The sequence below is a fragment of the Lactobacillus kitasatonis DSM 16761 = JCM 1039 genome, assembly GCF_000615285.1.
Taxonomy (GTDB): Bacteria; Bacillota; Bacilli; order Lactobacillales; family Lactobacillaceae; genus Lactobacillus; species Lactobacillus kitasatonis.
The window spans coordinates 62,973-85,362 of record NZ_BALU01000007.1; the positions used below are offsets into that span (position 1 = coordinate 62,973).

Consider the following 22,390-nt stretch of genomic DNA (forward strand, 5'->3'; position numbering starts at 1 on the left):
TTACCTCTAGAAAAAAACGGCTGGAAAATTAATTCCAACCGTTTTGTTAATTAATTTTGACCTTTAAAGGTGCCGTTTTCAACTTCACGAATGAAGTCAGCTAAGTGCTTGTAGTAAACAGCTGGGTTATCAACCATGTGGTGGTGACCACCGTCTGGAGTGGTAACTAAGCGTGAGTTAGGAATCTTCTTTTGCATGATCTTAGCAGTTGAAATTGGCATAGTTTCGTTTTCACCGAAGGTAAGCAAAGTTGGAACCTTGATCTTGTGCAATTGATCTCTGAAGTGCCAGTCCTTTAACTTACCAGTAATAACGAATTCGTTGTCACCTTGGAATGCGTTGTAAACGGCAGTACCACCGATGTCCTTCAAGTGGTAAAGCTTAGAAGGTTGCTTACGGTCAACGAAGTTAATGTTCAAAATTTGAACATCGTCTTGGTAACGTTGATTGTCGTAGTCGTTGTTCTTTTCGCATTCGTGCATGAAGTCGATTTCGGTTTGTGGAAGAACTTCTTGACGTCTGCGGTTAACTGAAGCAACGTATTCGTCGATTTCGTCAACCATTGAAGAAATGATCGCACCCTTCAAGTGTTGACCATATTTAACGGCGTATTCTTGAACAAGAAGGCCGCCCCAACTTTGACCAATAAGGTAGAAGTTGTCGAGACCTAACTTTTCACGAACTTCATCGACTTCGTCTAAGAAGTATTCGTAAGTTAAGTACTTCTTAGCGATTTCTGGATCAGAGTAGTCAGGTTGGTCTGAGTAAAGTGAACCAAGTTGGTCGTACATAGTAACTTGAACGTTAAGACCTTGCTTCTTTAATTGTTCAGCCGTGTCTTCCCAATATTCGTGGTTGCCGCCAGGACCGCCGTGCAAAGCTAACAAATGAATGTCGCCTTCACCTTGAGTGTTGGTCCATAAGTGGTAACCGTTGTCTAAAGTGATAATTTTAGTACCAGTTTTCATAGAATTTCCTTTCAGTCTTTATTAAAAATAGAATGTATTACATTAATTATCGTATCAGATTGAGAAAAAGACAAGTATGCGGGTATAATGGTTCAAGTATATAAAAAAGGAGAGTTTATGAGTCTTAAATATGCTAAAAAAAGCCAATTAATCTGTTTTACGATTTTGGCAGCAATTAAGGCCTGCAATATTGTTTTTGTGGCTACATGATTCAGATTATGTTGAACGTTGCTTCGTCTGGTTCTAAAGATTACATGCATTTAATAAGACTAGCACTTTTAACGGCATTGGGTCAGATGTGCTTTATGGCCAGCAACTTTGTCTACGAAACGGTTAAGATGGGGATTATCCGTGACGTAAATATGACGTTGAAGAAAGCTAATTTACGTTATTTAGTTGATCAAGGTGATCTAGATGTTAAAAGTGGGTTGTCACTGATGACTAATGACTTGAAGCAGATTGAAACTAATCGAATTACAGCTCAGCTTGATATGATTTTCCAAGGATTATCGTTTTTAGGTGCAATCAGTTTTGCCTTCTATAGTTCTTGGCAAATGACTATTGTGTTCTTAATAGCAACTATTGCTCCTGCCATTGTACAGATGGTAACGAGCCCAATTATTATTAAGAGATCTAAGGTTTGGGCTAAGACTAATGCTAATTACACGCAAAACGTATCTGATTCGTTAAATGGTGCGCAAGCTACTAAGCTTTATAACGTTAGAACGAATATCGTAACGCGTGCAGCTAATGCAGCCCAAAATATGGAAAATGCCTTACGCAACATGACTTTAACGCAAGCTTGGGCACTTGAGTTAATTTACTCGGCTGCTGAGTTATTTTGTTTCATCGTTCCATGTACAATCGGTGGAATTATGATGATGCAGGGTAATTTGCAAGTAGGTACATTGGTAATGATGGTTGACTTGGCAATGAATTTTATCACGCCAGTTGTTACATTGTTTAACGAATTTAACCAAGTTAAGTCAACGGTGCCAATGTGGGAGAAGACCCAAATTGCTTTGAAGCACGTGATGAAAAATGATAAGCAAAAGATTGACCACTTCGAAGGCATGGAAGTTAAGGACTTGTCTTACGTTACTAGTTCGGATCATAAGCGCATTTTTGAGGGTGTTAACTTGCAGGTTAAACCTGGTGAAAAAGTATTGCTTATGGCGCCAAGTGGCTGGGGGAAAACAACATTGTTGCGCCTTCTTTTGGGATCAAAAAGACCTAAAGATGGGAAGATTTTGCTTAATGGCAAAGATGTAACTGGTAATTGGTATGCAGCGCATAATTATTTCTCCTATGTTAATCAAAAACCGTTCATGTTTGACGATACGTTGCGTTTTAACATTACGCTTGGCCGGAATGTGAGCGATGAAAAGCTGAAACAAGTAATCCATGAAGCTGGACTTGATAATTTGGTTAAGAGCCAAGGCCTAGATAAGCAAGTGGGTGAAAATGGTAGTGAATTGTCTGGTGGGCAGATTCAAAGAGTAGAAATTGCTCGTGCTTTATTATCGGGCAGACCAATCTTGTTGGCTGATGAAGCAACGAGTGCGCTTGATCCTAAATTGTCACTAGATATTCATAAAACATTACTTGAGAATCCTAATGTTGCGGTAATAGAAGTAGCCCACAAAATCTCACCTGAGGAAAAAGCAATGTTTGATGTGATTATTCATTTGGATAAGCATACCGTTGAAACAAAGATGTAGTGAAATTAACAGGAAAAGTACTACTTTGTAAGTGGTACTTTTTAAAAAAATGAAATATATAAAATTTTATATAATAGATTCTGAAGAATTATTGCTAAATTTATATCAATCCAATTGAACCGAAATCGTTTACAAATTATAATTAGAACTAAGAAGATTCTTTATTAGTAGGAGGAAAAAATTATGGCAGAACCTAAATGGCTTAAGGATATGAATCCTGATGAATACTTAAAAGAAGATTTTGAAGCTAAGGGTAAATCTAAATATACAGTTGAAGGAATCGATAAAAATGATCCTGAATGGCTGGATAAGGCAGCTAAGAAGGTCCATGCTGCAGAAGGTGACGATTATGTGAAGCTGGATGCGGGGTTACTTACTGTTAACCAACTTAATTGGATGCTTAGAAATACAATTGGGGAAATGACTTTTGTTGACGATAATAATGAATTTCTATGGTACAATCGTCCAACTGATCCAAATTATAAGATGCTTGCTAAACGTACACCAGATCAAGTCGGTGATACTATGAAGGCAATTCACCCTGATGTGCGTGATGTTATTCCTAATGCTAAAAAAGTAGTTCATGCTTTACGTACTAAGCAAGATGGACATGATGATGTCTATATGCCTGTTCCAACTGGTAATTTGAAGAAACTTGTTTTGCACTACTATAAGCGTGTTGAAGATGATAATGGAGATTACGCAGGTATTTACGAATGGGTTCAAGATTTGTATCCACTCGTTAAGTATTTCTGTGAAACTACTGGTCAAAAGTTGGTAGTAGATGATGATACCACAACTGGTGCAACTTATCGTAGAAATTCAGATCCTGATGCTGTAAGTGGTGCTTCAACTAAGGCTGAAAAGGTAGAAAAAACTATAAAAACAGAAGAACCAGATACTACAACAGGTGCTTCACAGCATTAATATTTATCAATAGAAAAACTCATCAATTGACTCAATTTTAGAATCATTGATGAGTTTTTTATTAATTAATAGGATTGATTTCTTTTACTGCAATCATTATTTCTTCAGTAGTGTTATCGCTAGTGATGTCGTGCTGTGGATATGCAAAGTAAGGAACTATTTGATGATTTTCAGGAATATTTGAATCGATAATTTCTTTTAATCTTTTGTTGCTAATAAATATTGCAGCATTAGCTGGTGCAGAATAATATGCACCAACTTTATTACCATAGGGATCGTAATAATTAATCTCTAAGCAGTTAGCTGAATTAATATTTTTAGTAATAGAATAACAGTAATTTTTATAATAGGTTACTTTAAAAATAAGCATCTTTATTTTAGATGCTTATTTTTAGTTAATTTTTCTTGTTGATGAATGAGCCTAATGCCGTGATTGTTGCAGCAATACTTGCTAAAACAATGCCTGTAGTAATGAGGTTAGTCTTATCTTCACCGGTTTCTGGAAGTCCAACTTCTTTTGAGGTTTCAGTTACATTTTCATTTTCTACTTCTGCTTTCAGTTTAGTTGTCTTAAACATTTTGGACCTACGTAGTACGTAATATATATAATAATTATTTTATATATTATATGATATCATATCATCAGACGCTAATTCTTAGTTTACTTATAAAAAATAAAATTTTGCAAAAAAACTGTGTTATTAACGCAAATATAAAAAATGTCAATCCTTGTATTTAAATCTCAGTCCACTATACTAGATAACGATGCTTTTAATAGAAAAAAGCGGATAAGGCACAATATATAGTATTGTGAACCTAAAATAAAAAGGGAGTAGTTTGTTTATATGGAAAGACACGAGAATTATTTTGTTTGGCTGTTTAATCAATTAAAGGGGTGGCCAGTACAAAACTATTGTTTATGGTTTTTCGCATTCGGTTTTCAATTAGCGTTACTTATTCAAGCAAAGGTTACTAGTGTAACCTTGATCACTTTCATTGGTACTCTTTTGGGTACACTTTGTGTATTGGCAATTAATGCCACTAAGGCAATTAATGGATGGTTAGGATTGATCTCAGCAGCATGTTTCATTTATGCTGGTTGGTCAGCCAAGAATTATCTTTCTATTTTTGAACAAATTGCTTATATCGCAACTTTGGATTTGCCAGTTATCTTGTCAGTAAGATCATGGAATAACGATACTAAGAACCACTTGAGAAAGTTCGGTGGCAGAGAATGGATCATCGCTATCGTTGGTACATTGGCTGTTTACTTAGTATCAGGTTTCTTAATTGGTAAGTTCACTAATGACCCACGTCCTTGGGTTGATGCTATCAGTTTTGCTATTTCACTTACTGCCGGTATCATGTGCTTCATGCGTTACAACAACCAATACTTCTGGTGGACTGCAAGTGGTATCTTTCAACTTATTCTTTGGGGAATCACTTACGCACAAGGTGATGCCAACTTGGCTATGGCTATCAACTCATTGATTTATGTCATTAATGATGTTTTGGCATTTACTGTTTCACCATGGTTCAACATGGGTCGTCGTAGATCTGGACTTAAGGAAATTAGTAAATAAAACAATAGAGTATTAAATGAAAAGAGTCGTCGAAAATTTCGGCGGCTCTTTTTGTGGCTAATAAGTGACATTGTGTTACTATTCAAATATAATTAAAGTATATAGATTCAGATATATATGTATTTTATGGAGACTGCTTCCGTATTGCTTGGAACTGGATTAATGATGGGAATTAATGCTCGTCCCGTTAAGGCTAAGAATGGAGTTGATGAGGTTGAAATCGTATTGGACGATGCTAATAATCAACTGCCTAGTAATGAAGGAAACGTAGAGGATCCAACTAATGGTGGAAAGGATTTGAGTTTAAATGACTTAAACCCTAGTGGTAATGAAACTGATCCAGTAGAAGATACTAGTGATAATGATGGCACAATTGATGATGATACCAATCCAAGTGATGAAGACGTTAAATCTGATACGACTCTAGACGAGGATTCAAGTGTGGTCGGTGACATGTCAGATACTGAAAACTCTAGTAATGATGCTTCAAATTCGTTAGATGGAACTAATCAGCCTGTTCAAACAACAATAAGTGATTCAAAAAAGCTGGCATTGCTTCAATTGCTGCTAAAAGCACATTAAGTGATGATGCACTTCAAACAGCTTTGAAAGAATATGCTGAAATAATTTGTTTGAAAAAGGCAAAATAAATCCTAAAACTGGTGAGATTAGTGTTCAAGATTTTGAAAATTTAGCTGAATCAGGTGCATTGGATGCTGCTGTAATTCATATGACCTGTGAGGTTGCTTTGGAGAAATATATCAAAGAACTAAACAATATAAGAGCGATACGACTAAGCCAAAGCCAATTTTGACGTTGCCACAAGAAGCAATGGAAAGCATGATTATTCACTATATGGATGTCAATGGAATTAATGATACAAAATTTAATCCAAATCAGAGTAAAGAAATAAATAGGTATACCCCGGGAGATGATGCTTTAGTTACTGATGAAAACGGCAATTGCGTAATTAATCTGTGGGATTAGGACGAGGTTGGCTATATTTTAGCTACTACCGATATTGGCTTTAGTGCTAGTTATAATAAGAGAAAAATGGCTCGAGTTGTTGTTGAAAGTGACATATCATCAGATGGTAAACTGCATTACTTCGTTTACCTAAAGCACGATACTGAAAAAGAAAGTTATCCACAAAAAGTTGAAGTATTAATTCATCACACAAATTAACATGGCAACAAAGTTGGTGAAGATGAGAAGCTTACGCTGAGCTTTGATCAAACTGATACTCACGATAAAACAAATGGTAATCTAATTGGAACGGAATTGATTTTGACAAATCCCGAAGTTTTGAAAGTATTAGGCGATGCAAAGATAAAAGAATTATTTGGTGACATCAAATTGAATGGTGGAGCTGTTGCCGTAACTGAGGACATTTTCAAAAAAGATTAGCAATTCAAACGTGATAACACCAGAACCAGAAGTTAAACCAATTGTAGAAGCAGTCGAAAACGAAGCAAGAGATTCCGAAGATGAAGATGATGGCTCCACTGAAGTATTCAGCACATACCCACAGCAACCAGAATTTGATGAGGATGAAACTGAAGAAAACATAACGCCACACGCTTAAAAAGAAGTGGAGAGGTCTGCTAAAGCCACGCGTGGCACCAAAGTTGAGCTGATTCAAAATGTGGCGAGGGATGCAGATACGGCACCTGAAACAGTTTCGGCACGATCTACCGAAGTGGAAATAGAGTCGAACACAACTAGACATGCCGATGAAGCTACTCTTCCAAAAACCGGTGAAGAACAGAGCGAGCTTGCCATGATCTTCAGTATGCATGCCGCTGCCTTAGGAATTACCGGGTTAGCTGGTACTTCTAAGCGTCGCGAAAAAGATAAATAATTTTAGAAAGTAGTGCGAAAGCACTGCTTTTTTCTGTGCAAAGAAAGCAGGTTATAATAATATTAACGATGTCTTTTAATGCATTAAAAAATAGGAAAAGAGAATTACAATGACAGATTTAACTAAAGTAAAAGAATGGCTTAAAGATGCTGACGCCGTAATCGTCACTGCCGGTAATGGCATGGCTAAAGAGGAAGGCCTCGACATTTTAAGCGAGGAAAACTTCGATGACGAATATGGCAAGGTTGCTGACAAGTACGATGTGCATACAATTGGGGATGCCCTCGACAAGAAGTTTGACACTTGGGATGAACAATGGGCTTTCTGGAGTCAACTGGTCAACGAATATTCGTTTGAATATGAGCCAAGTGAAACCATGTTGGCTTTAAAGGAGCTGCTCAAAGATAAGCAATACTTCATCGCTACTAGCACTTTCGGTCACTTCTTTGAAAATGCTGGTTTTAACGAAAAACGCATCTTCAATGCCTTCGGTGACTGGACCAGAATGCAATGTTCTAGCGGCGTGAACCATGGTCAAAAGGATGATCGTGAAGTCGTTAAGAAGTATTTAGAAGGAAAAGGTGAAGTGCCAAAGTGTGAGGATTGTAATTCTCCAATGGAATTGCACATGCCACTTAACGCCAACTTCTTTCCAGACACCGATGCAATATGCGCTTCCGTTGGTTCTTAACCGGTAACGAAGACAAGAAGGTCGTTGTCTTAGAACTCGGCGTTGATGAAACCAGTCCACAACTGCTTGATCCAATGGTTAAGCTAGTTGAACAGTTCCCTAATTGGCATTACGTTGCCGCAGACTTAGCCGACAATGATTTACCAGACGATATTCAAAAGAGATCAGCTGGTTTTGCCACAGATTCACACGATATGATGATGAAATTAACCAAATAGGTGAGAAATGAGTATTTACGTAAAAAACGGGATTTTGCATGTTTCCGGTGCCCAAGATAAGTTGCGGCAAAAAGGGCAAGAAATACCTGACTTTTTGTCTAATTACACCATGCTGGATATTGAAACGACTGGCCTGAGTCCATACAGAGACCGCATTACAGAACTTGGTGCAGTGAAGGTCAGAAACGGCCAAATCGTTGACCAATATACTAATTTGATCAAGTTCCCTAAGAACAATAAGGTGCCTGCCTTTATTACCAAATTGAATGGCATTACTGAAGAACAAATCGTTAATGAAGGGATTCCTGCTGAACAAGCGATTAAGGAATTCCGTGAGTTCATTGATGATGACATTATCATTGGTTATAACGTCAACTTTGACCTGAACTTTTTATATGATTTAAGTCAAAAGTACAAGTTGCCAATCTTAAATAATGATTACGTCGATGTGTTACGCTTAGCCAGAGCGTACTATCCACGCGAACGCCACAATCGTTTGATTGACTGCATGCAGCGTGCTGGTATCGCACAAGTGGAGGAGCACCACGGTTTAGCCGACTCGCTTGATACGATCAAGGTCTATAACGACTTTAGTGCGCACTTCACCGATGATTTGCTTGAAGCGACACGTAACAAGATCAAGAACGTTGATTTAACTAGTGACGATGTCGATTACATTGATCTCGGTTTTAGAAATCCGGTCCAAAATAAAAACATCGTTTTATCAGGTCACATTCATATGGATGAACAAGACGCCGACAAGATGATTGGCAACATGGGTGGTAAGGCCGAAGATAAGGTTAACCCAATGACCAATTATCTGATTATGGGCGACTATGATTTCTTTAGAAAAGACAACGAAGATTTGAATACGGCACGTGAGTTGATTAAAGATGGTGCCAAGATTAAGCGTTTGTCAGAAAGCTTCTTTTTAGGGATGCTTGATGACTGGGCACGAAGTTAGAGGATTTTTATGGCAAGAAGAAGACGACGCAGAAAACAGAGTACTGTTTTTTCATCGATTATTGTAATTATCGCTATTGCCTGGGGAATATTTACTAAAGCTGGCAGCGATCCTAATGGTAGCCAATTTATTAAAGATGTAACTGGCAATAGCAATGACCAAGTAACCAATACCATCAAGAGTGCTTCAAAAAGCAATAAGGTCTATGGTGGGCTATCGCAAAGCGATTATAAAAAGCTAGCTGATTTAAATTTCAAGAGTGGCTCTAGGGCATATACCGAAGTGAACCATAATCGTTCGACCTTAGTTAAAAGCTCTTGGAAGATCAACCGAGTAATTTATTCAAACCTTGATTCGCTGAATAGAACTTCACGTTCCAATACTGCCTTTTTGGAGCGGCGCAACGTGGCTAATGATAGTTTGCGTGTGCGACAGTTCGTAGAACCGACTGGTTGGCATTACAACCACAGAAACGGCACGCAGATTTATAACCGCGGTCACCTGATCGCTTATTCCGTTTCTGCCGGCATTGACCAGAGTGGTAACTATGATCCAAGCAATCAATCTGGCGACCAAAACAACCCTAAGAATTTGTTTACTCAATCGGCCTTTTCTAATCAACGGATTCAAACTATTTTTGAAGCTAAAGTTAGAAAGGCGCTTAGACAAAATAAACGCGTGATTTATCAAGCTACTGCCGTTTTTAGAGGCAACGAATTAATGGCGCGTGGCGTTAACCTGCAGGCCGTTTCAACCGACGGTAGCCTTGACTTCAACGTTTACTTATATAATGTTCAACCAGGCTATCAATTTAACTATAATAATGGTAGAGCAAAAGTTGACCGCCAAATGCAGGTCAAGGAAGAGTAGAATAGAACTGTAAATTTATAAAAAATAAAAAAGGAAGTACATTATGAAAAAAGATAACTGTACCGCAATGCTTGTCGGTAAAGATGCTTCAATCGATGGCTCAACTATGATTGCCCGTGACGAGGACGGTTACGGCGGCATTAACGAAAAGCTGTTTGTCGTAAACAAGGCTCGTCACTACGATGAAGACTATGTTTCAAAATACAATGGCTTCAAGATGCACCTTGAAGGTGATGGCTGCAAGTGGACTGCTGCTCCAACTGCTGACGATTCAGATGGTCGTTGGGACGAGCAAGGTATCAACGAATATAACGTCGCTATGTCAGCTACTGAAACTGAAGCAACCAACGCTCGCTGCTTAGGCCACGACCCGCTTGTTGAAGATGGTATTAACGAAGACTCAATGGTTTACATCACTTTGCCATTCGTTAAGACTGCTCGTGAAGGTGTTAAGCGTTTAGGCCGTTTAATTGAAAAGTATGGTACTGGTGAAAGCAACGGTATCGCATTTTCAGACAACAAAGAAGTTTGGTACCTTGAAACTGGTGCAGGTCACCAATGGGTAGCAGCTCGTGTTCCTGATGATTCATACGCGATTTGTCCTAACATTATGGTGATCCAAAACGTTGACTTTAATGATCCAGACAACTTCATGTACAGCGAAGGCATTCAAGAATTCGTTGAAAAGAATCATTTGAACAATAGCACTGATGGTAGTTTTTCATTCAGAGACATCTTTGGTACTAAGGATGAAGCTGATGCTTTCTACAACACCCCAAGAACTTGGTATGGTCAAAAATTGTTCAATCCAAGCATTGAACAAGATCCAACTAGCCAAGAAATGCCATTCACTCGCGTTCCTGAAAAGAAGATCGGCGTTGAAGACGTGCAAAGATTTTTGACTAGTCACTACAACGGCACTCCATACGATCCAATGGACACTTTCTCATCTGGCAGCGAAAAAGAACAAAAGATGTTCCGTTCAATTGCTTTGGACAGAAACCAAGAATCAAGCATTTTGCAAATCAGAAACGATGTTCCAGCTAAGATGGCTGCTATTCAATGGATCAACATGGGCTTTTACGCATACTCACCATACGTTCCTTTCTACACCAACATCGAAGATACGCCACTTAACTACAAGGTTGCTGATCACATGGTTGATCCAGACAGCAGTGCTTACTGGCTTTACAAAACTTTGCAAGTAATCGTTGAACCACGTTACCACCAATACATTTATCAAGTAAATGCCTACCGTGACGATTGCCAAAGCTACGGTATCGGCCGCATCGATGAAATTGATGAAAAGGCAAAGGATCTCGATGGCACCGAATTGATCAAGTACTTGACTAATGCTAACGACGTTACTGCCGGCGTAATTACCAAGAAGACTAAGAAGTTAATGAGCGATTTGGTAAGACAAGCTTTGAATAGTTCTAAGTACCAATTCGAACGCGGCGACAATTTATAAAAAATATAATAATTTAGAAGAAATAGGTCATGGAAATTAATTTCATGATCTATTTTTTGGTATGTACCACAATATTTAGTAAACCCGAACAAAAAGATAAAGCATTATAATGCAAAGGCTTGAATACGAACAAGATCCGAATACTGAGAGAAATTTATTTCATCAACACTGAGAAACCACGAATTTTTTAACTGAATCATTTGTGCTTTTTGCCCTTTTAGCTTAGAATTAATAGAGAAATTTATAAACTTAAATCAATATATAGTGGTGTGTGAGACTTATGAATGATGATAAATTTGTTGAAGTAAAGAACCTTAAGAAGGTTTACGACAATGGTCACGAAGCAATCAAGGACGTTAGCTTCTCAGTTAAGAAAGGCGACCTTGTTTGTTTACTTGGACCTTCAGGTTGTGGTAAGACAACCATTTTGAACATGCTTGCTGGTTTACTTAACCCAACCAGCGGCGATATTCTCTTTGATGGCAAGTCTGTCGTTAACGTAGCACCTAAAGATCGTCAAATCGGCTACGTTTTCCAGAACTACGCTTTATACCCACACATGACAGTCCTTCAAAATGTTATGTTTCCTTTAACTGTGGGCAAGCAAAAGATGCCTAAAGACAAGGCTAAGGAGATTGCGGAAAAGTACATGGAAACCACGCAAATCACTGAACTTGCCGACCAAAAGCCAGGTAACTTGTCAGGTGGTCAACAACAGCGTGTCGCAATTGCTCGTGCCTTGGTGCAACAACCTAAGATTTTGCTCATGGACGAACCATTGAGTAACCTTGATGCACGTCTTCGTTTGAAGATTCGTGAAGAAATCCGTAACTTGGTTAAGAAAGTGGGCATCACTACTTTATTTGTTACCCACGACCAAGAAGAAGCCTTATCTATTGGTGATAAAATCATCCTCTTCAACAATGGTGTGATCCAACAAGACGATATGGGTCAAAACTTCTACCTTGAACCAAATAACTACTTCGTTGCTAACTTCGTTGGTAACCCAGTAATCGATAACTTCAAGGTTAATGTCAAAGACGGCAAGATTACCGGCTCAGACTTTGAAATTAATGTAGATGATTTAGATAAAAGTCGCTTCAAGCGTGACTTGACTGATGGCGAATATACATTATCTGTTCGCCCTGAAAATATTTTGCCAGCCGAAACTGGCCATGTTTCAGCTAAGATCGACGACGTTGAATTGATCGGCCGTGAACGTATTTTGAAATTTACTCATGATGGCGTTCAAGCTCGTTCACTTGTTGATCTTGAAACTCCAATTAAGAGGGGAGACAACATTAACTTAAAGATGCGCCTTGATCGCGTATTCCTCTTTACTAAGGAAGGAGAGCGTGTCTACTAATGAAGAGCAATCAAAAGAAGGCTTGGCTTTTTTTAGCGCCAACAATCATTTTTGTTACTTTCTTTAGTATTTACCCAATTTTACGGGCATTTGTAATGAGTTTCCAAAGCGGTCCATTAATCAATTTGAACTGGACTGGCTTTAGCAACTATCAATACATCTTTAGTGATCCCGAATTTTGGCGCGCAATTAGAAACACCATTCTTTATGCGCTAATTTCGGTGCCTGTAGCATTAGCTATTTCAATCATGCTCGCATGGTTTATTTTCAGTAAGGTAAAGCACAAGTCATTCTTTGAAACGACTTTCTTTATGCCTTACGTTACTTCAACCATTGCGATTGGTATTGTGTTCCGTTACATCTTTAATGGTGAATACGGTATGCTTAACTTCCTATTAAGAGCACTTCATTTGCCAGCTCCTAACTGGATTGATGATCCATCAATGTCACTGACAACCATCATTATCTTTGGTGTTTGGACATCACTTGCCTTTAACATCGTTATCTTGATGGGTGCTCTTCGTAACATTGATCCAAACTACTACAGTATTGCCGATATGTACGGCGCAACCGGTACCGAAAAGTTCTGGCGTATTACTATGCCACAACTTGTACCAACGATCGCCTTCTTATTGACGATGAACATTATTGCGGCATTCAAGATTTATACTTCCGTATATGCATTGTTCAACGGACAAGCAGGTGTCGGAAACTCAGCTACAACGGCAGTATTCTACATTTATAACAAATTCCAAATTGTAGGTACGCCAGGTGTAGCGATGGCCGCAACGGTAATTTTATTCCTCATCATTATGTTCGTAACCTTCTTACAACGTAAGATGATGAAAAAGATTGGGGGACGGTAAAAAATGAAGAAGATTCGTTGGGGTGCTTTAGTTGCTTACATCGTTTTAGCAATCTTTGCGATTATTACTGTCTTTCCATTCGTTTACATGATTTTGGGTGGACTAATGAGTTTTAGAGAAACGACAACGATTCCGCCAACATTAATTCCTAAGCACTTTGAATGGTCAAACTATGCTAAGGTCTTTGCCCAAGCACCATTTGCTCGTTACTTCTTAAACACCTTTATTACGGCTAGTGTAACGACTATCGTAAGTTTGTTTAACGCACTTCTTGGTGCTTTTGCCATGGTTAACTTGAAGTTCAAAGGTAAGGGCGTTGTACAAGTCGTTCTTTTGTCACTCTTGATGGTACCAGGTGAAGCAATCATCTTCACTAACTACAACACCATTGCCAGAATTGGCTTACTTAACACCTATATCGGTTTGGTATTACCATTCTTGACTTCAATTTTCTACATGTACTACTTACAAAGCTACTTCGGCTCAATCTCACAAACCATCTACAAGGCTGCGATTATTGACGGGGCTAGCGACTGGGAATACATCTGGAGAATTTTGGTACCAATGTCTAAAGGTGGTTTGTTCACTGTAGCGCTTTTGAGCTTCATTTCAGGTTGGAATTCATTCCTATGGCCATTATTGGTAACCAATGAAGACAGCATGAGACTGTTGAACAACGGTTTAACTTCATTTGCCTCAGATGCAGGTAGTGAAACGCAATTGCAATTAGCAGCTGCTACATTAACCGTTTTGCCAATCTTGATCTTATACTTCATCTTTAGAAAGCAAATTATTCGAGGAGTAGTACGTAATGACCTTAAAGGATAAAACAACCGTTACCTTTTATAACGGTTTAACCACAATTGGTGGACCAATGATCGAAGTGGCTTATAACAAGTCACACGTTCTGTTTGACTTAGGCGAAGTATATCGTCCTGAGTTAAAGCTGCCAGATGAAAGTTACCAAACTTTGATTAAAAATCAGTTAATTGGGGATGTGCCTAATTTTTACGATCCAAAAATTACGGGCAAGCCAATCGATACCGAACGTTGGGAACATTCTGCAGCTTACATTTCACACTTGCACTTGGATCACAGTAAAGCATTAAACTTGCTTGCACCTGAGATTCCACTTTATGCAGGTCCAATTACTGCACACATGCTTCCTGCTTTGAATGAAAATGGCGACTTTCTTTTACCAGCCGCTGGACACGAGAAAAACTACACTCGTCCAATCATTGCGGCTGAATATAAGAAACCAATCAAGGTGGGCGATATTACCCTGGAAATATATCCTAGTGACCATGATGCTTATGGCGCTACTGGCTTATTAGTCAAGACGCCAGACAAGCAAATTGCCTACACTGGTGATATTCGTTTGCATGGCTACCACCCAGATTGGGTACGTGCCTTCATGCAAGCGGCTAAGGGTAGCGATATGTTGATTATCGAAGGTACCGGTGTTTCTTGGCCAGAAGAAAAGCATGATGAAAGCAGCGAAGAATTCACTGGCCCTAAGAATGAAGTAGAATTGACCGAAGAGATCGTTCGCTTGCAAAACGCCAACTCTGATCGTCAGATCACCTTTAACACTTACCCAACCAACGTGGAACGTATTCTTAGAATTATCTCTGATTCTCCGCGTAAGGTTGTTTTGCATGCTAAACGTGCGCATTTGATTAAGGACAGTCTTAACGAAGATTATCCATACTACTACTTGCCACAAGATGAGAAGTACTCTGATTTGAATCCTGAGCTTGAAGTAAGTTACGACGAGCTTTTGCAAGATAATCACAAATACTTGTGGCAAGCTGTAAGCGATTATGATAAGCTTCAAAAGGGCGGTCTTTACATCCACTCAAATGCCGAACCTTTGGGTGACTTCGACCCTGCCTACAAGCCATTTGTAGAGCAATTCGCTAAAAATAAAATTGAGTTCATTGCATTGCGTTGTTCAGGCCACGCCGATGAAAAAGAACTCAAAGAAATAATTGGTGGGATTCAGCCAGCTATTTTGGTACCGGTGCACACATTGCATCCGGAGCTGGAAGAGAATCCATTTGGAAAACGTATTTTACCTAAACGTGGTCAAACAGCCACGCTTTAGTAAAATTAAAGATTATTGTTGTTTAGTTTTATTTTTTAGGAGGATTTATCCAAATGAAGTTTAGTAAGAAACTTGCTATGGCTGCCGTTGCTGCTTTAGCCTTAGTAGGAACTGCCGCTTGTTCAAATGGTGGTAGCAACTCTTCATCAAGTTCATCAGAAAAGATTCCATCAAAGATTACTAAGAAGACTACAGTTGTCTTTTGGAACGCTATGCCTGGTGTACAAGGTTCTACTTTGAAGCAATTGACTAACGAATTCGAAAAGAAGAACCCAAAGATTAATGTTAAGTTGGAAAACCAAGGTGCTTACAATGATTTGCAAGCTAAGATTAACTCAACTTTGCAATCACCAAACAACTTGCCAACTATCACCCAAGCATATCCAGGCTGGCTTTGGAATGCTGCACAAAACAAGATGCTTGTAAACATGACTCCATACATCAACGACAAGAATGTTGGTTGGGGTAGTGCTAAGGCATCCGGTATTAGAACCGAACTTCTTGACGGTGCTAAGATCAAGGTACCCAATATGGTATTCCATTTAACAAGTCAATCGAAACTTTGACTTACAACGCTGACATGTTCAAGAAGTATGGCATTAAGAAAGTTCCAACCACTATGGAAGAACTTAAGCAAGTGTCAGAAACTATTTACAAGAAGAGTAACCACAAGGTTGTAGGTGCTGGTTTTGACTCACTTTCAAACTACTACACTCTTGGCTTAAAGAACGAAGGCGTTAACTTCTCAGACAAGATTAACTTCAATGGTGCTGCTTCAAAGAAAGTTATTAACTACTACGCAGATGGTATCAAGAAGGGTTACTTCAGAGTAGCTGGTTCAGAACACTACCTTTCAGGTCCATTTGCTAACGAAAAGGTTGCTATGTTCATCGGTACTTCAGCAGGTGAAGGTTTCGTTAAGCAAGGTGTAGGCAACAAGTTCACTTACGACGTTGCTCCACGTCCTGGCAAGTACACTATGCAACAAGGTACTGACATTTACATGTTCAACCACGCAACTGCTGATCAAAAGGCAGCCGCATTTAAGTACATTAAGTTCTTGGTATCTAAGTCAAGTCAACTTAAGTGGGCTAATGCTACTGGTTACATTCCAGTTAACGAAAGCGTTGTAACTTCAAGCGAATACAAGAACAACAAGAGTACCAAGCTTCCTGCTAAACTTGAAGACTCAATGAAGCACTTGTACAGTGTTCCTGTTTCAAAGAACTCAAACGCTGCATACCAACAATTGAACAGCATTATGCAAAACATTTTGTCCGCAGCACAAAAGGGTCAAAATGTTAACAGCCAAATTAACGTTGGTAAGCAAAAGTTTGATGCTGCTTGGAAGCAATAAAACTAAATAGCAATTAGATTTCAAAGAGCAGACCATTTGGTCTGCTTTTTTGTATCAAATATAAAAAACAGATCGATTGAGTTAATCGATCCGTTGAATATCGCCTAGTTATTAAATTACAGTAGTGGATATATAGTTTTTAATGAGAAAGACTATGATAAAGCTTCGACATACATGAATTTTGTTGCATTAGTTTTGGATAGCTTTTTTTTATTTTGTTTAATCCAAATAAAACTTTGCCAAACAAAAACGTATGAATCACTATTTAAGTTAAATGATAAATTCCTCATAAAGCACCATATCCTTAATTTAAAACCGACGTAAAATGGAACAAATTCTTTCCCTTTTGAGGTTCAATTTCTTTCGTCTTAACGATAGCTACGTAATCCGACCATGCGCAAATGTAAGGTCCCCCTTCTTCTACAAGAGGTTTAGATAAATCTAAATTCTTAATCTTAAAGTAAATGCCTTTATTTAAAACTACGTTCTTAGTAAGTTTTTTAAACATTTTGATTACCTCCTTGAAATAAATTAAATTAAGTATAGTATTTTATTTAAAAATGTCAATAAGATTAAAAAAGAGGGCGGAACTATGTATAAAAAATGCCTACGCTGGATAGATGATAATTTAGATTTCTTCGATCCGCGTACAAATAGGAAATATGCAAAAGATTTGTTACGTATTAAATCTTTTACAGAACTATTATTTTTGGAAAATATGTTTTTCCCAGAATCACCATTTATGCCACGAATTCATAGAAAAATAATAAATATGACTAAAGAAATATTAAATTCATTAAGTTTAAATGATTTTATTTTGCATGAACACGGTTTTATTTCAGCTTTAGCTGTTGCACAAGAATTTGGTAAAAATAACAATATTGATCTTAGTCATGAAAAGATACTTTTAAAGGAGATGATTGATAATAAATTTGACCTCTTAACTACTCGTTCTGCTTTTAGAAAAATAGACGTTAAGTATTCTTTGAACAAGGCGGGAATTTATTCGAATTATAATAGCTTTTCTGATATAGCAAAAAATACGGTATTAGGAAAAGATTTTAATTATATGTATACAAATGAGATTAGTACATATTCAATAACTCACTCTATTTTTTATTTAACAGACATGGGAAGACAAAATATTGAGGGATTTAATAAAGAAAAAATATTAAATATAATTTTTAATCTAATACCTGTGTATGAATTAGAGCAAAATTTAGATATTTTATCTGAATTAATTATTTCAAGTTATTTTTTGAATATTTCTCTGAATCAAATACAGCAAAAAATGATAAGGAATGCGATAACATTTATTTCAAGCTATCAGAAGGAAGATGGATCCTTACCAGCGCCAGGGCGGATTGATGGTAAATATAGCTGTAAAGAGGAAAAATTCTTTGAATGTTATCATACAACGATGGTAGCTTTAGGAGCAGGTTTTTTGTATGAAAAAAGCGATGGAAATTTTAATTGATAAATTAGATTCAAAATATAAGGATCGAAATTTAATATTACAAATAACACGAATGTGTGAATATTATTGTGACTATAAAAGGTGGGGTAATGAGCCTAAAGAAGAACTAGGCAAGCTGCTATTTAATATAATCTATTCATTTGTTGGCGGCGAACAGAATATTCAAGCGCTGCTGATAACTAATCCATTATTAATTGGATATTTTGGTAATTGGAATAATTTTTTGCAAAAAAATTTTAGTGAACAAAAATTTTCTCAGATGTTCAAAGTGAACGTTGAAAAACTAGTCTACAGTTCAGTTATTTTGAATTTAGAGCTTCCAGATGAATTTTATCTGAAGTTATTTTATAACTTGGAGGATCGAAATCGATATAAAGAATTAATACCTAAAATTCAACCACGATGTGATTCTTTTGAAGAAAATATATTGTTTTTAAAAAAATCAGAGATTAAAGATTTTATTCGTTGTCTTGCAATAGAGAAAGATTTTCAAGCAGATACTAAAATTAAAAATCTTGTAAGTAGTTTATTGTTTGACAATGATATATCTTTGTTTCTGTTATCATCCTTTATGTTCAATATTAAACCAGGTATTTCAAACAAATATAGTTTTCAAGAATTAGAACCCGATGTGATTTTTGGATTATTGTTACAACAAGGAGAATAAAATGGATAAACTAGAAATAGTCAAACAATACTTAGTGAAAAACGATGCTGTGATTTTTGCAAAGGCTGTAAATATAAATTTGTTGAATCAAACAGATAGGTTAGCGTATGTAATGAAGAATAGAAGTGACAATGACAAGATTAAGAAAATTGTTAGGCTACATAATTTATCTTTTACTGAAAAACAATATTATTTATCTATATTAGGTGACGCTAAAGTTGACTTTAACATAAAAAAATTACAGCTTTTAGACGATTGCAATAAAACATTATTTAGTTTGGCTAGTTTAGAAAATGAAGCTGATAGTGAATTAGTACAAAATTATTTGAGTGGATTGTTAATATATTTGGCAAGAAATTACAAAATTAATTTAGCTTCTTTGGTAGCAACAAATATTTATAAAAAAATAGGTAGTATATCGTTGTTGAATAATTACACAGAATTTTTATTTTTAAATATGCGAGAAGATGGGGCGATAGGAGTACTTAATCCGCTTAATAAAAATCAATTTTCTGAATCAGAATATCAGAAGTGGCAGTATGCGAATACTATTTTTTCATATGTTTATTTGAAGCAGGTGTTTTAAATGAAAATACTAAGATTAGCATCTAGATCTTTACTGTCTTTCTATATAATATTGGCTGTCATTAAAGCTTTTGGAAATATATCTATTGCATATATTTCAGGATTGATGATTGACACAGCTTTAAAGAAAAATAGTAAGTTTCAAGAGATCTTTCTAATTGCCGTGTTAGGAATTATTGCTCTACTTATTATTTTGATTTCTAATATATTTTTTCAATATCTAAAGTCTGACATTGTAAAAAATATTAATGTTGAACTTAAGAAAAAAGTATTTAATTATCTTGTTTATGTTGGGAAAGAAACATATAAAAATGAATTATCTCTGGTAACGAATGACCTAAAGCAAATAGAAACGCAAATCACCTTGAATTATCTATTGATAATTTCAGATGTTTGCTCTTTTGTTTTTGCTTTACTTATAGGATTAGCTAATTCTTGGATTTTAACTGTTATTTTTTCCATTGCAACAATTATACCTAGTATTGTACAAACACACTTTACTAAACGAATTCAGAAAACAGCAAAAAGTTGGGAAAAATCTAATTCAGAATATACGCAAAGTGCGTCAGATACTATTAATGGTACTGAAACTTCAAGATTGTATAATACACAATCCACTCTTATTTCTTATGTAATGAAGCCAATTAAAGAATTAGAAAGTAATTTAAAAGAGATGAGTTTCTCGCAAAATTCAGCATACGAAATAATAGCTTTTGTAGCTGAGATAATGGGGTTTGTTATTCCGTTTTTAATTGGCTCTCTATTAATTTTAAGTGGTCAACTTCAAGTGGGAATATTAATAATGATTGTACAGTTGTCTAATCAATTCATTAATCCAATGATCGATATATACAATAGAATAAATCAAATTAAGAGTAATGAGCCAATTTATAGAAAAATTGAGCCAGCTTTAAATTATACTAACAAGCATGAAGAAGATGCATCCAAGCCAAACAAGTTTGAGACACTAACGGTCTCACATTTATTTTACTCATATTCTAATACACCAGTTATTAATGACTTAAATCTCAAAATTAAAAATAATGAAAAAATATTATTTATAGCTCCGAGCGGGTGGGGAAAAACTACTTTTTTAAAACTGTTAATGGGTATTTTAAAGCCATTAGATGGCGATATTGTTGTAGATAAGCTAAACATAACTAGTAACTTTGAAAAAAGTCATAATTATTTTAGCTATATAAATCAAAGACCATTTATTTTTGATGCCAATCTTCGATTTAATATTACTTTAGGTAGAAGTGTAAGTAATGAGTTTTTAAATAAAGTGATTAGGACAGCAGGATTAGAGAAATTAATCAAAGAAAAGGGTTGGGACTATCAAGTGGGTGAAAATGGTAAAAAATTATCAGGTGGTCAAATTCAAAGGATAGAAATTGCACGAGCTTTATTGGCTAATCGGCCAATTTTATTAGCGGATGAAGCGACTAGTTCGTTAGATAATAAATTGTCATTAGCTATTCACAAAATCATTTTGAATAGTCCTGGTTTAACAGTTATCGAAGTTGCACATAAGATTACTGATCAAGAAAAGAAAATGTTTGACAGAGTGATTGATTTAAATAATAAACAATAATGTCGGTCAAATTAAAAGTTCATTTATAGTCAATTTGATTAATAAATGAACTTTTTTGATTATAATAATTTTTTCCTTATGTTAAGATGATAAAATTTATAGTTTCTTCGCTGTATTGAAAAATGGTACTATTTACTAGGTAATAAAATAAAAGTTGAGGTGAGCTGGTTGATTAGACAACAAAATTTTCCGGTAAGAACAAAGTATAAGTGGTATGACATCAATAATTTAAGTGAAGAAGACAGTGAGAGATTGCAGCAGGATTTTAATTTTACGCCTGACATTATCTCTTATATTTCCGACCGTCACGAACGTCCTCACTATGACTATGACTTGCATACCAAGAGTCACTTGCTAGTTTATGATGTACCAATCTGGCCCACCAATACGATTAAGCACTTCACTTCTCACCCAATTACATTCTTGGTTGTCGGTGAAAATGTCTTCACTTTCCATACCGAATCGACCAGTTATGTTTTTGACGAATTCAACGACGAACATATGCGGGAAAGATTATCTGAAGCAAAGGATGTAACGGAACTGTTGATGCTGTTCTTCCTTTACTCTTCACAATATTTCCAGCGTGCCGTTACGCAGCTTGATGTTGAGCGTAACAGCTTGGATCAAAAATTGTCTGATGATATTAACAACAAGGATTTGGTCGAGCTTTCTAATATTGAAAAAAGTTTGGTTTATTTGTCCAGTTCTATTCAAACTGATCTGATCATGTTGCACAGCTTGGACCACAGTAAATTGAACTTCACTAAGGAAGCTAAAGAACGACTCGATGACGTGTTAATTGAATCAAGCCAGTCAGCAGAAATGGTTAGGATTTCACAACAAGTTACGAAGACTTTGTCAGCAACATCCAACAACATGATGAACAATAACCTGAACGACACGATGCAGTTCTTAACTGTGTGGTCATTGGTTTTGACGATTCCAACTATTTTGACTGGGTTCTATGGGATGAACGTTTCTTTGCCAATCTTGAAAAACTCGTTTGACTGGATTTTGATTATCCTATTGATGGTGGTTTTGATGATCTGGCTAGTAATTCTGATGAAGCGACACCATTTCTTCTAAGATTGAGGCAA

General features: G+C 36.6%; 23 protein-coding genes and 3 pseudogenes. 22 read left to right on the top strand and 4 right to left on the bottom strand.

The genetic code is table 11. The annotated features are described in order from the left end of the window. Window positions 1–50: 50 nt before the first annotated feature. Window positions 51–968, bottom strand: a complete 918-nt coding sequence (locus JCM1039_RS05850; RefSeq protein ID WP_025015044.1) for a prolyl aminopeptidase — start codon at window positions 966–968, stop codon at window positions 51–53. A 117-nt stretch (window positions 969–1,085) separates the two neighbouring features. On the opposite strand from JCM1039_RS05850, the pseudogene JCM1039_RS10860 reads away from it, so the two are divergent. Both JCM1039_RS10860 and JCM1039_RS05860 read left to right on the top strand, forming a co-directional pair. Then, window positions 1,086–2,689: pseudogene (locus JCM1039_RS10860) on the top strand (ATP-binding cassette domain-containing protein). Window positions 2,690–2,872: 183 nt separating this feature from the next. After that, window positions 2,873–3,616, top strand: a complete 744-nt coding sequence (locus JCM1039_RS05860; RefSeq protein ID WP_025015045.1) for a PAS domain-containing protein — start codon at window positions 2,873–2,875, stop codon at window positions 3,614–3,616. Between the two features lie 61 nt (window positions 3,617–3,677). Here JCM1039_RS05860 and JCM1039_RS05865 read toward each other — a convergent pair whose 3' ends face one another. Both JCM1039_RS05865 and JCM1039_RS05870 read right to left on the bottom strand, forming a co-directional pair. Continuing rightward, window positions 3,678–3,986 carry a hypothetical protein gene (locus JCM1039_RS05865; RefSeq protein WP_025015046.1) on the bottom strand — a complete coding sequence of 103 codons (309 nt, stop codon included), beginning with the start codon at window positions 3,984–3,986 and terminating at the stop codon, window positions 3,678–3,680. Between the two features lie 25 nt (window positions 3,987–4,011). Further along, complete coding sequence (locus JCM1039_RS05870) at window positions 4,012–4,194, bottom strand: LPXTG cell wall anchor domain-containing protein (protein WP_025015047.1); 183 nt, start codon at window positions 4,192–4,194, stop codon at window positions 4,012–4,014. Window positions 4,195–4,461: 267 nt separating this feature from the next. On the opposite strand from JCM1039_RS05870, the gene pnuC reads away from it, so the two are divergent. The 15 genes and pseudogenes from pnuC (at window position 4,462) to JCM1039_RS10870 (ending at window position 16,970) form a co-directional block, all read left to right on the top strand. Beyond that, on the top strand, window positions 4,462–5,199 hold the full coding sequence (pnuC, locus tag JCM1039_RS05875; RefSeq protein WP_025015048.1) for a nicotinamide riboside transporter PnuC: 738 nt from the start codon (window positions 4,462–4,464) through the stop codon (window positions 5,197–5,199). A 144-nt stretch (window positions 5,200–5,343) separates the two neighbouring features. Beyond that, window positions 5,344–5,781 (top strand): hypothetical protein, encoded by a 438-nt coding sequence (locus JCM1039_RS05880; RefSeq protein ID WP_025015049.1) that lies wholly within the window; start codon window positions 5,344–5,346, stop codon window positions 5,779–5,781. 46 nt (window positions 5,782–5,827) lie between these two features. Then, complete coding sequence (locus JCM1039_RS05885; RefSeq protein WP_025015050.1) at window positions 5,828–6,013, top strand: hypothetical protein; 186 nt, start codon at window positions 5,828–5,830, stop codon at window positions 6,011–6,013. 239 nt (window positions 6,014–6,252) lie between these two features. Further along, complete coding sequence (locus tag JCM1039_RS12850; protein ID WP_269082123.1) at window positions 6,253–6,384, top strand: hypothetical protein; 132 nt, start codon at window positions 6,253–6,255, stop codon at window positions 6,382–6,384. Between the two features lie 232 nt (window positions 6,385–6,616). Continuing rightward, window positions 6,617–6,784 (top strand): hypothetical protein, encoded by a 168-nt coding sequence (locus JCM1039_RS12190; protein ID WP_155831138.1) that lies wholly within the window; start codon window positions 6,617–6,619, stop codon window positions 6,782–6,784. Window positions 6,785–6,898: 114 nt separating this feature from the next. Next, window positions 6,899–7,060, top strand: coding sequence for an LPXTG cell wall anchor domain-containing protein (locus JCM1039_RS12630; RefSeq protein WP_236692591.1), 162 nt, complete (start codon window positions 6,899–6,901; stop codon window positions 7,058–7,060). A 109-nt stretch (window positions 7,061–7,169) separates the two neighbouring features. Further along, window positions 7,170–7,969: pseudogene (locus JCM1039_RS10865) on the top strand (SIR2 family NAD-dependent protein deacylase). Window positions 7,970–7,976: 7 nt separating this feature from the next. Then, on the top strand, window positions 7,977–8,933 hold the full coding sequence (locus JCM1039_RS05920; RefSeq protein WP_025015052.1) for an exonuclease domain-containing protein: 957 nt from the start codon (window positions 7,977–7,979) through the stop codon (window positions 8,931–8,933). A 9-nt stretch (window positions 8,934–8,942) separates the two neighbouring features. Continuing rightward, window positions 8,943–9,803 carry a DNA/RNA non-specific endonuclease gene (locus tag JCM1039_RS05925; RefSeq protein WP_025015053.1) on the top strand — a complete coding sequence of 287 codons (861 nt, stop codon included), beginning with the start codon at window positions 8,943–8,945 and terminating at the stop codon, window positions 9,801–9,803. A 43-nt stretch (window positions 9,804–9,846) separates the two neighbouring features. Next, the gene (locus JCM1039_RS05930; RefSeq protein ID WP_025015054.1) at window positions 9,847–11,274 is read left to right on the top strand and encodes a C69 family dipeptidase; all 1,428 of its coding nucleotides are present in this window, start codon (window positions 9,847–9,849) and stop codon (window positions 11,272–11,274) included. A gap of 280 nt (window positions 11,275–11,554) precedes the next feature. Then, on the top strand, window positions 11,555–12,640 hold the full coding sequence (locus tag JCM1039_RS05935; protein WP_025015055.1) for an ABC transporter ATP-binding protein: 1,086 nt from the start codon (window positions 11,555–11,557) through the stop codon (window positions 12,638–12,640). Then, window positions 12,640–13,506, top strand: coding sequence for a carbohydrate ABC transporter permease (locus JCM1039_RS05940; protein WP_025015056.1), 867 nt, complete (start codon window positions 12,640–12,642; stop codon window positions 13,504–13,506). The genes JCM1039_RS05935 and JCM1039_RS05940 overlap by 1 nt, the downstream gene beginning before the upstream one ends. Window positions 13,507–13,509: 3 nt before the next feature. Further along, window positions 13,510–14,334, top strand: coding sequence for a carbohydrate ABC transporter permease (locus tag JCM1039_RS05945; RefSeq protein ID WP_025015057.1), 825 nt, complete (start codon window positions 13,510–13,512; stop codon window positions 14,332–14,334). Next, complete coding sequence (locus tag JCM1039_RS05950) at window positions 14,318–15,613, top strand: MBL fold metallo-hydrolase (RefSeq protein WP_025015058.1); 1,296 nt, start codon at window positions 14,318–14,320, stop codon at window positions 15,611–15,613. Before JCM1039_RS05945 ends, JCM1039_RS05950 begins: the two co-directional genes overlap by 17 nt. Before the next feature lie 53 nt (window positions 15,614–15,666). Beyond that, a pseudogene (locus JCM1039_RS10870) lies at window positions 15,667–16,970 on the top strand (extracellular solute-binding protein). A gap of 304 nt (window positions 16,971–17,274) precedes the next feature. Here JCM1039_RS10870 and JCM1039_RS05960 read toward each other — a convergent pair. After that, entirely contained in the window at window positions 17,275–17,478 is a 204-nt protein-coding gene (locus tag JCM1039_RS05960) for a hypothetical protein (protein ID WP_025015059.1), read from the bottom strand. 84 nt (window positions 17,479–17,562) lie between these two features. On the opposite strand from JCM1039_RS05960, the gene JCM1039_RS05965 reads away from it, so the two are divergent. The 5 genes from JCM1039_RS05965 (at window position 17,563) to JCM1039_RS05985 (ending at window position 22,379) form a co-directional block, all read left to right on the top strand. Continuing rightward, entirely contained in the window at window positions 17,563–18,447 is an 885-nt protein-coding gene (locus tag JCM1039_RS05965; protein WP_025015060.1) for a DUF6895 family protein, read from the top strand. Continuing rightward, a complete protein-coding gene (locus tag JCM1039_RS05970) occupies window positions 18,419–19,114 on the top strand; it encodes a hypothetical protein (protein ID WP_025015061.1) in 696 nt (231 codons plus the stop codon). Before JCM1039_RS05965 ends, JCM1039_RS05970 begins: the two co-directional genes overlap by 29 nt. Window position 19,115: 1 nt before the next feature. Next, window positions 19,116–19,700 carry a hypothetical protein gene (locus JCM1039_RS11710; RefSeq protein WP_025015062.1) on the top strand — a complete coding sequence of 195 codons (585 nt, stop codon included), beginning with the start codon at window positions 19,116–19,118 and terminating at the stop codon, window positions 19,698–19,700. Then, window positions 19,701–21,293, top strand: a complete 1,593-nt coding sequence (locus JCM1039_RS05980) for an ABC transporter transmembrane domain-containing protein (RefSeq protein WP_025015063.1) — start codon at window positions 19,701–19,703, stop codon at window positions 21,291–21,293. It abuts the gene before it with no gap. A 168-nt stretch (window positions 21,294–21,461) separates the two neighbouring features. Beyond that, window positions 21,462–22,379 carry a magnesium transporter CorA family protein gene (locus JCM1039_RS05985; protein WP_025015064.1) on the top strand — a complete coding sequence of 306 codons (918 nt, stop codon included), beginning with the start codon at window positions 21,462–21,464 and terminating at the stop codon, window positions 22,377–22,379. Window positions 22,380–22,390: the final 11 nt, after the last annotated feature.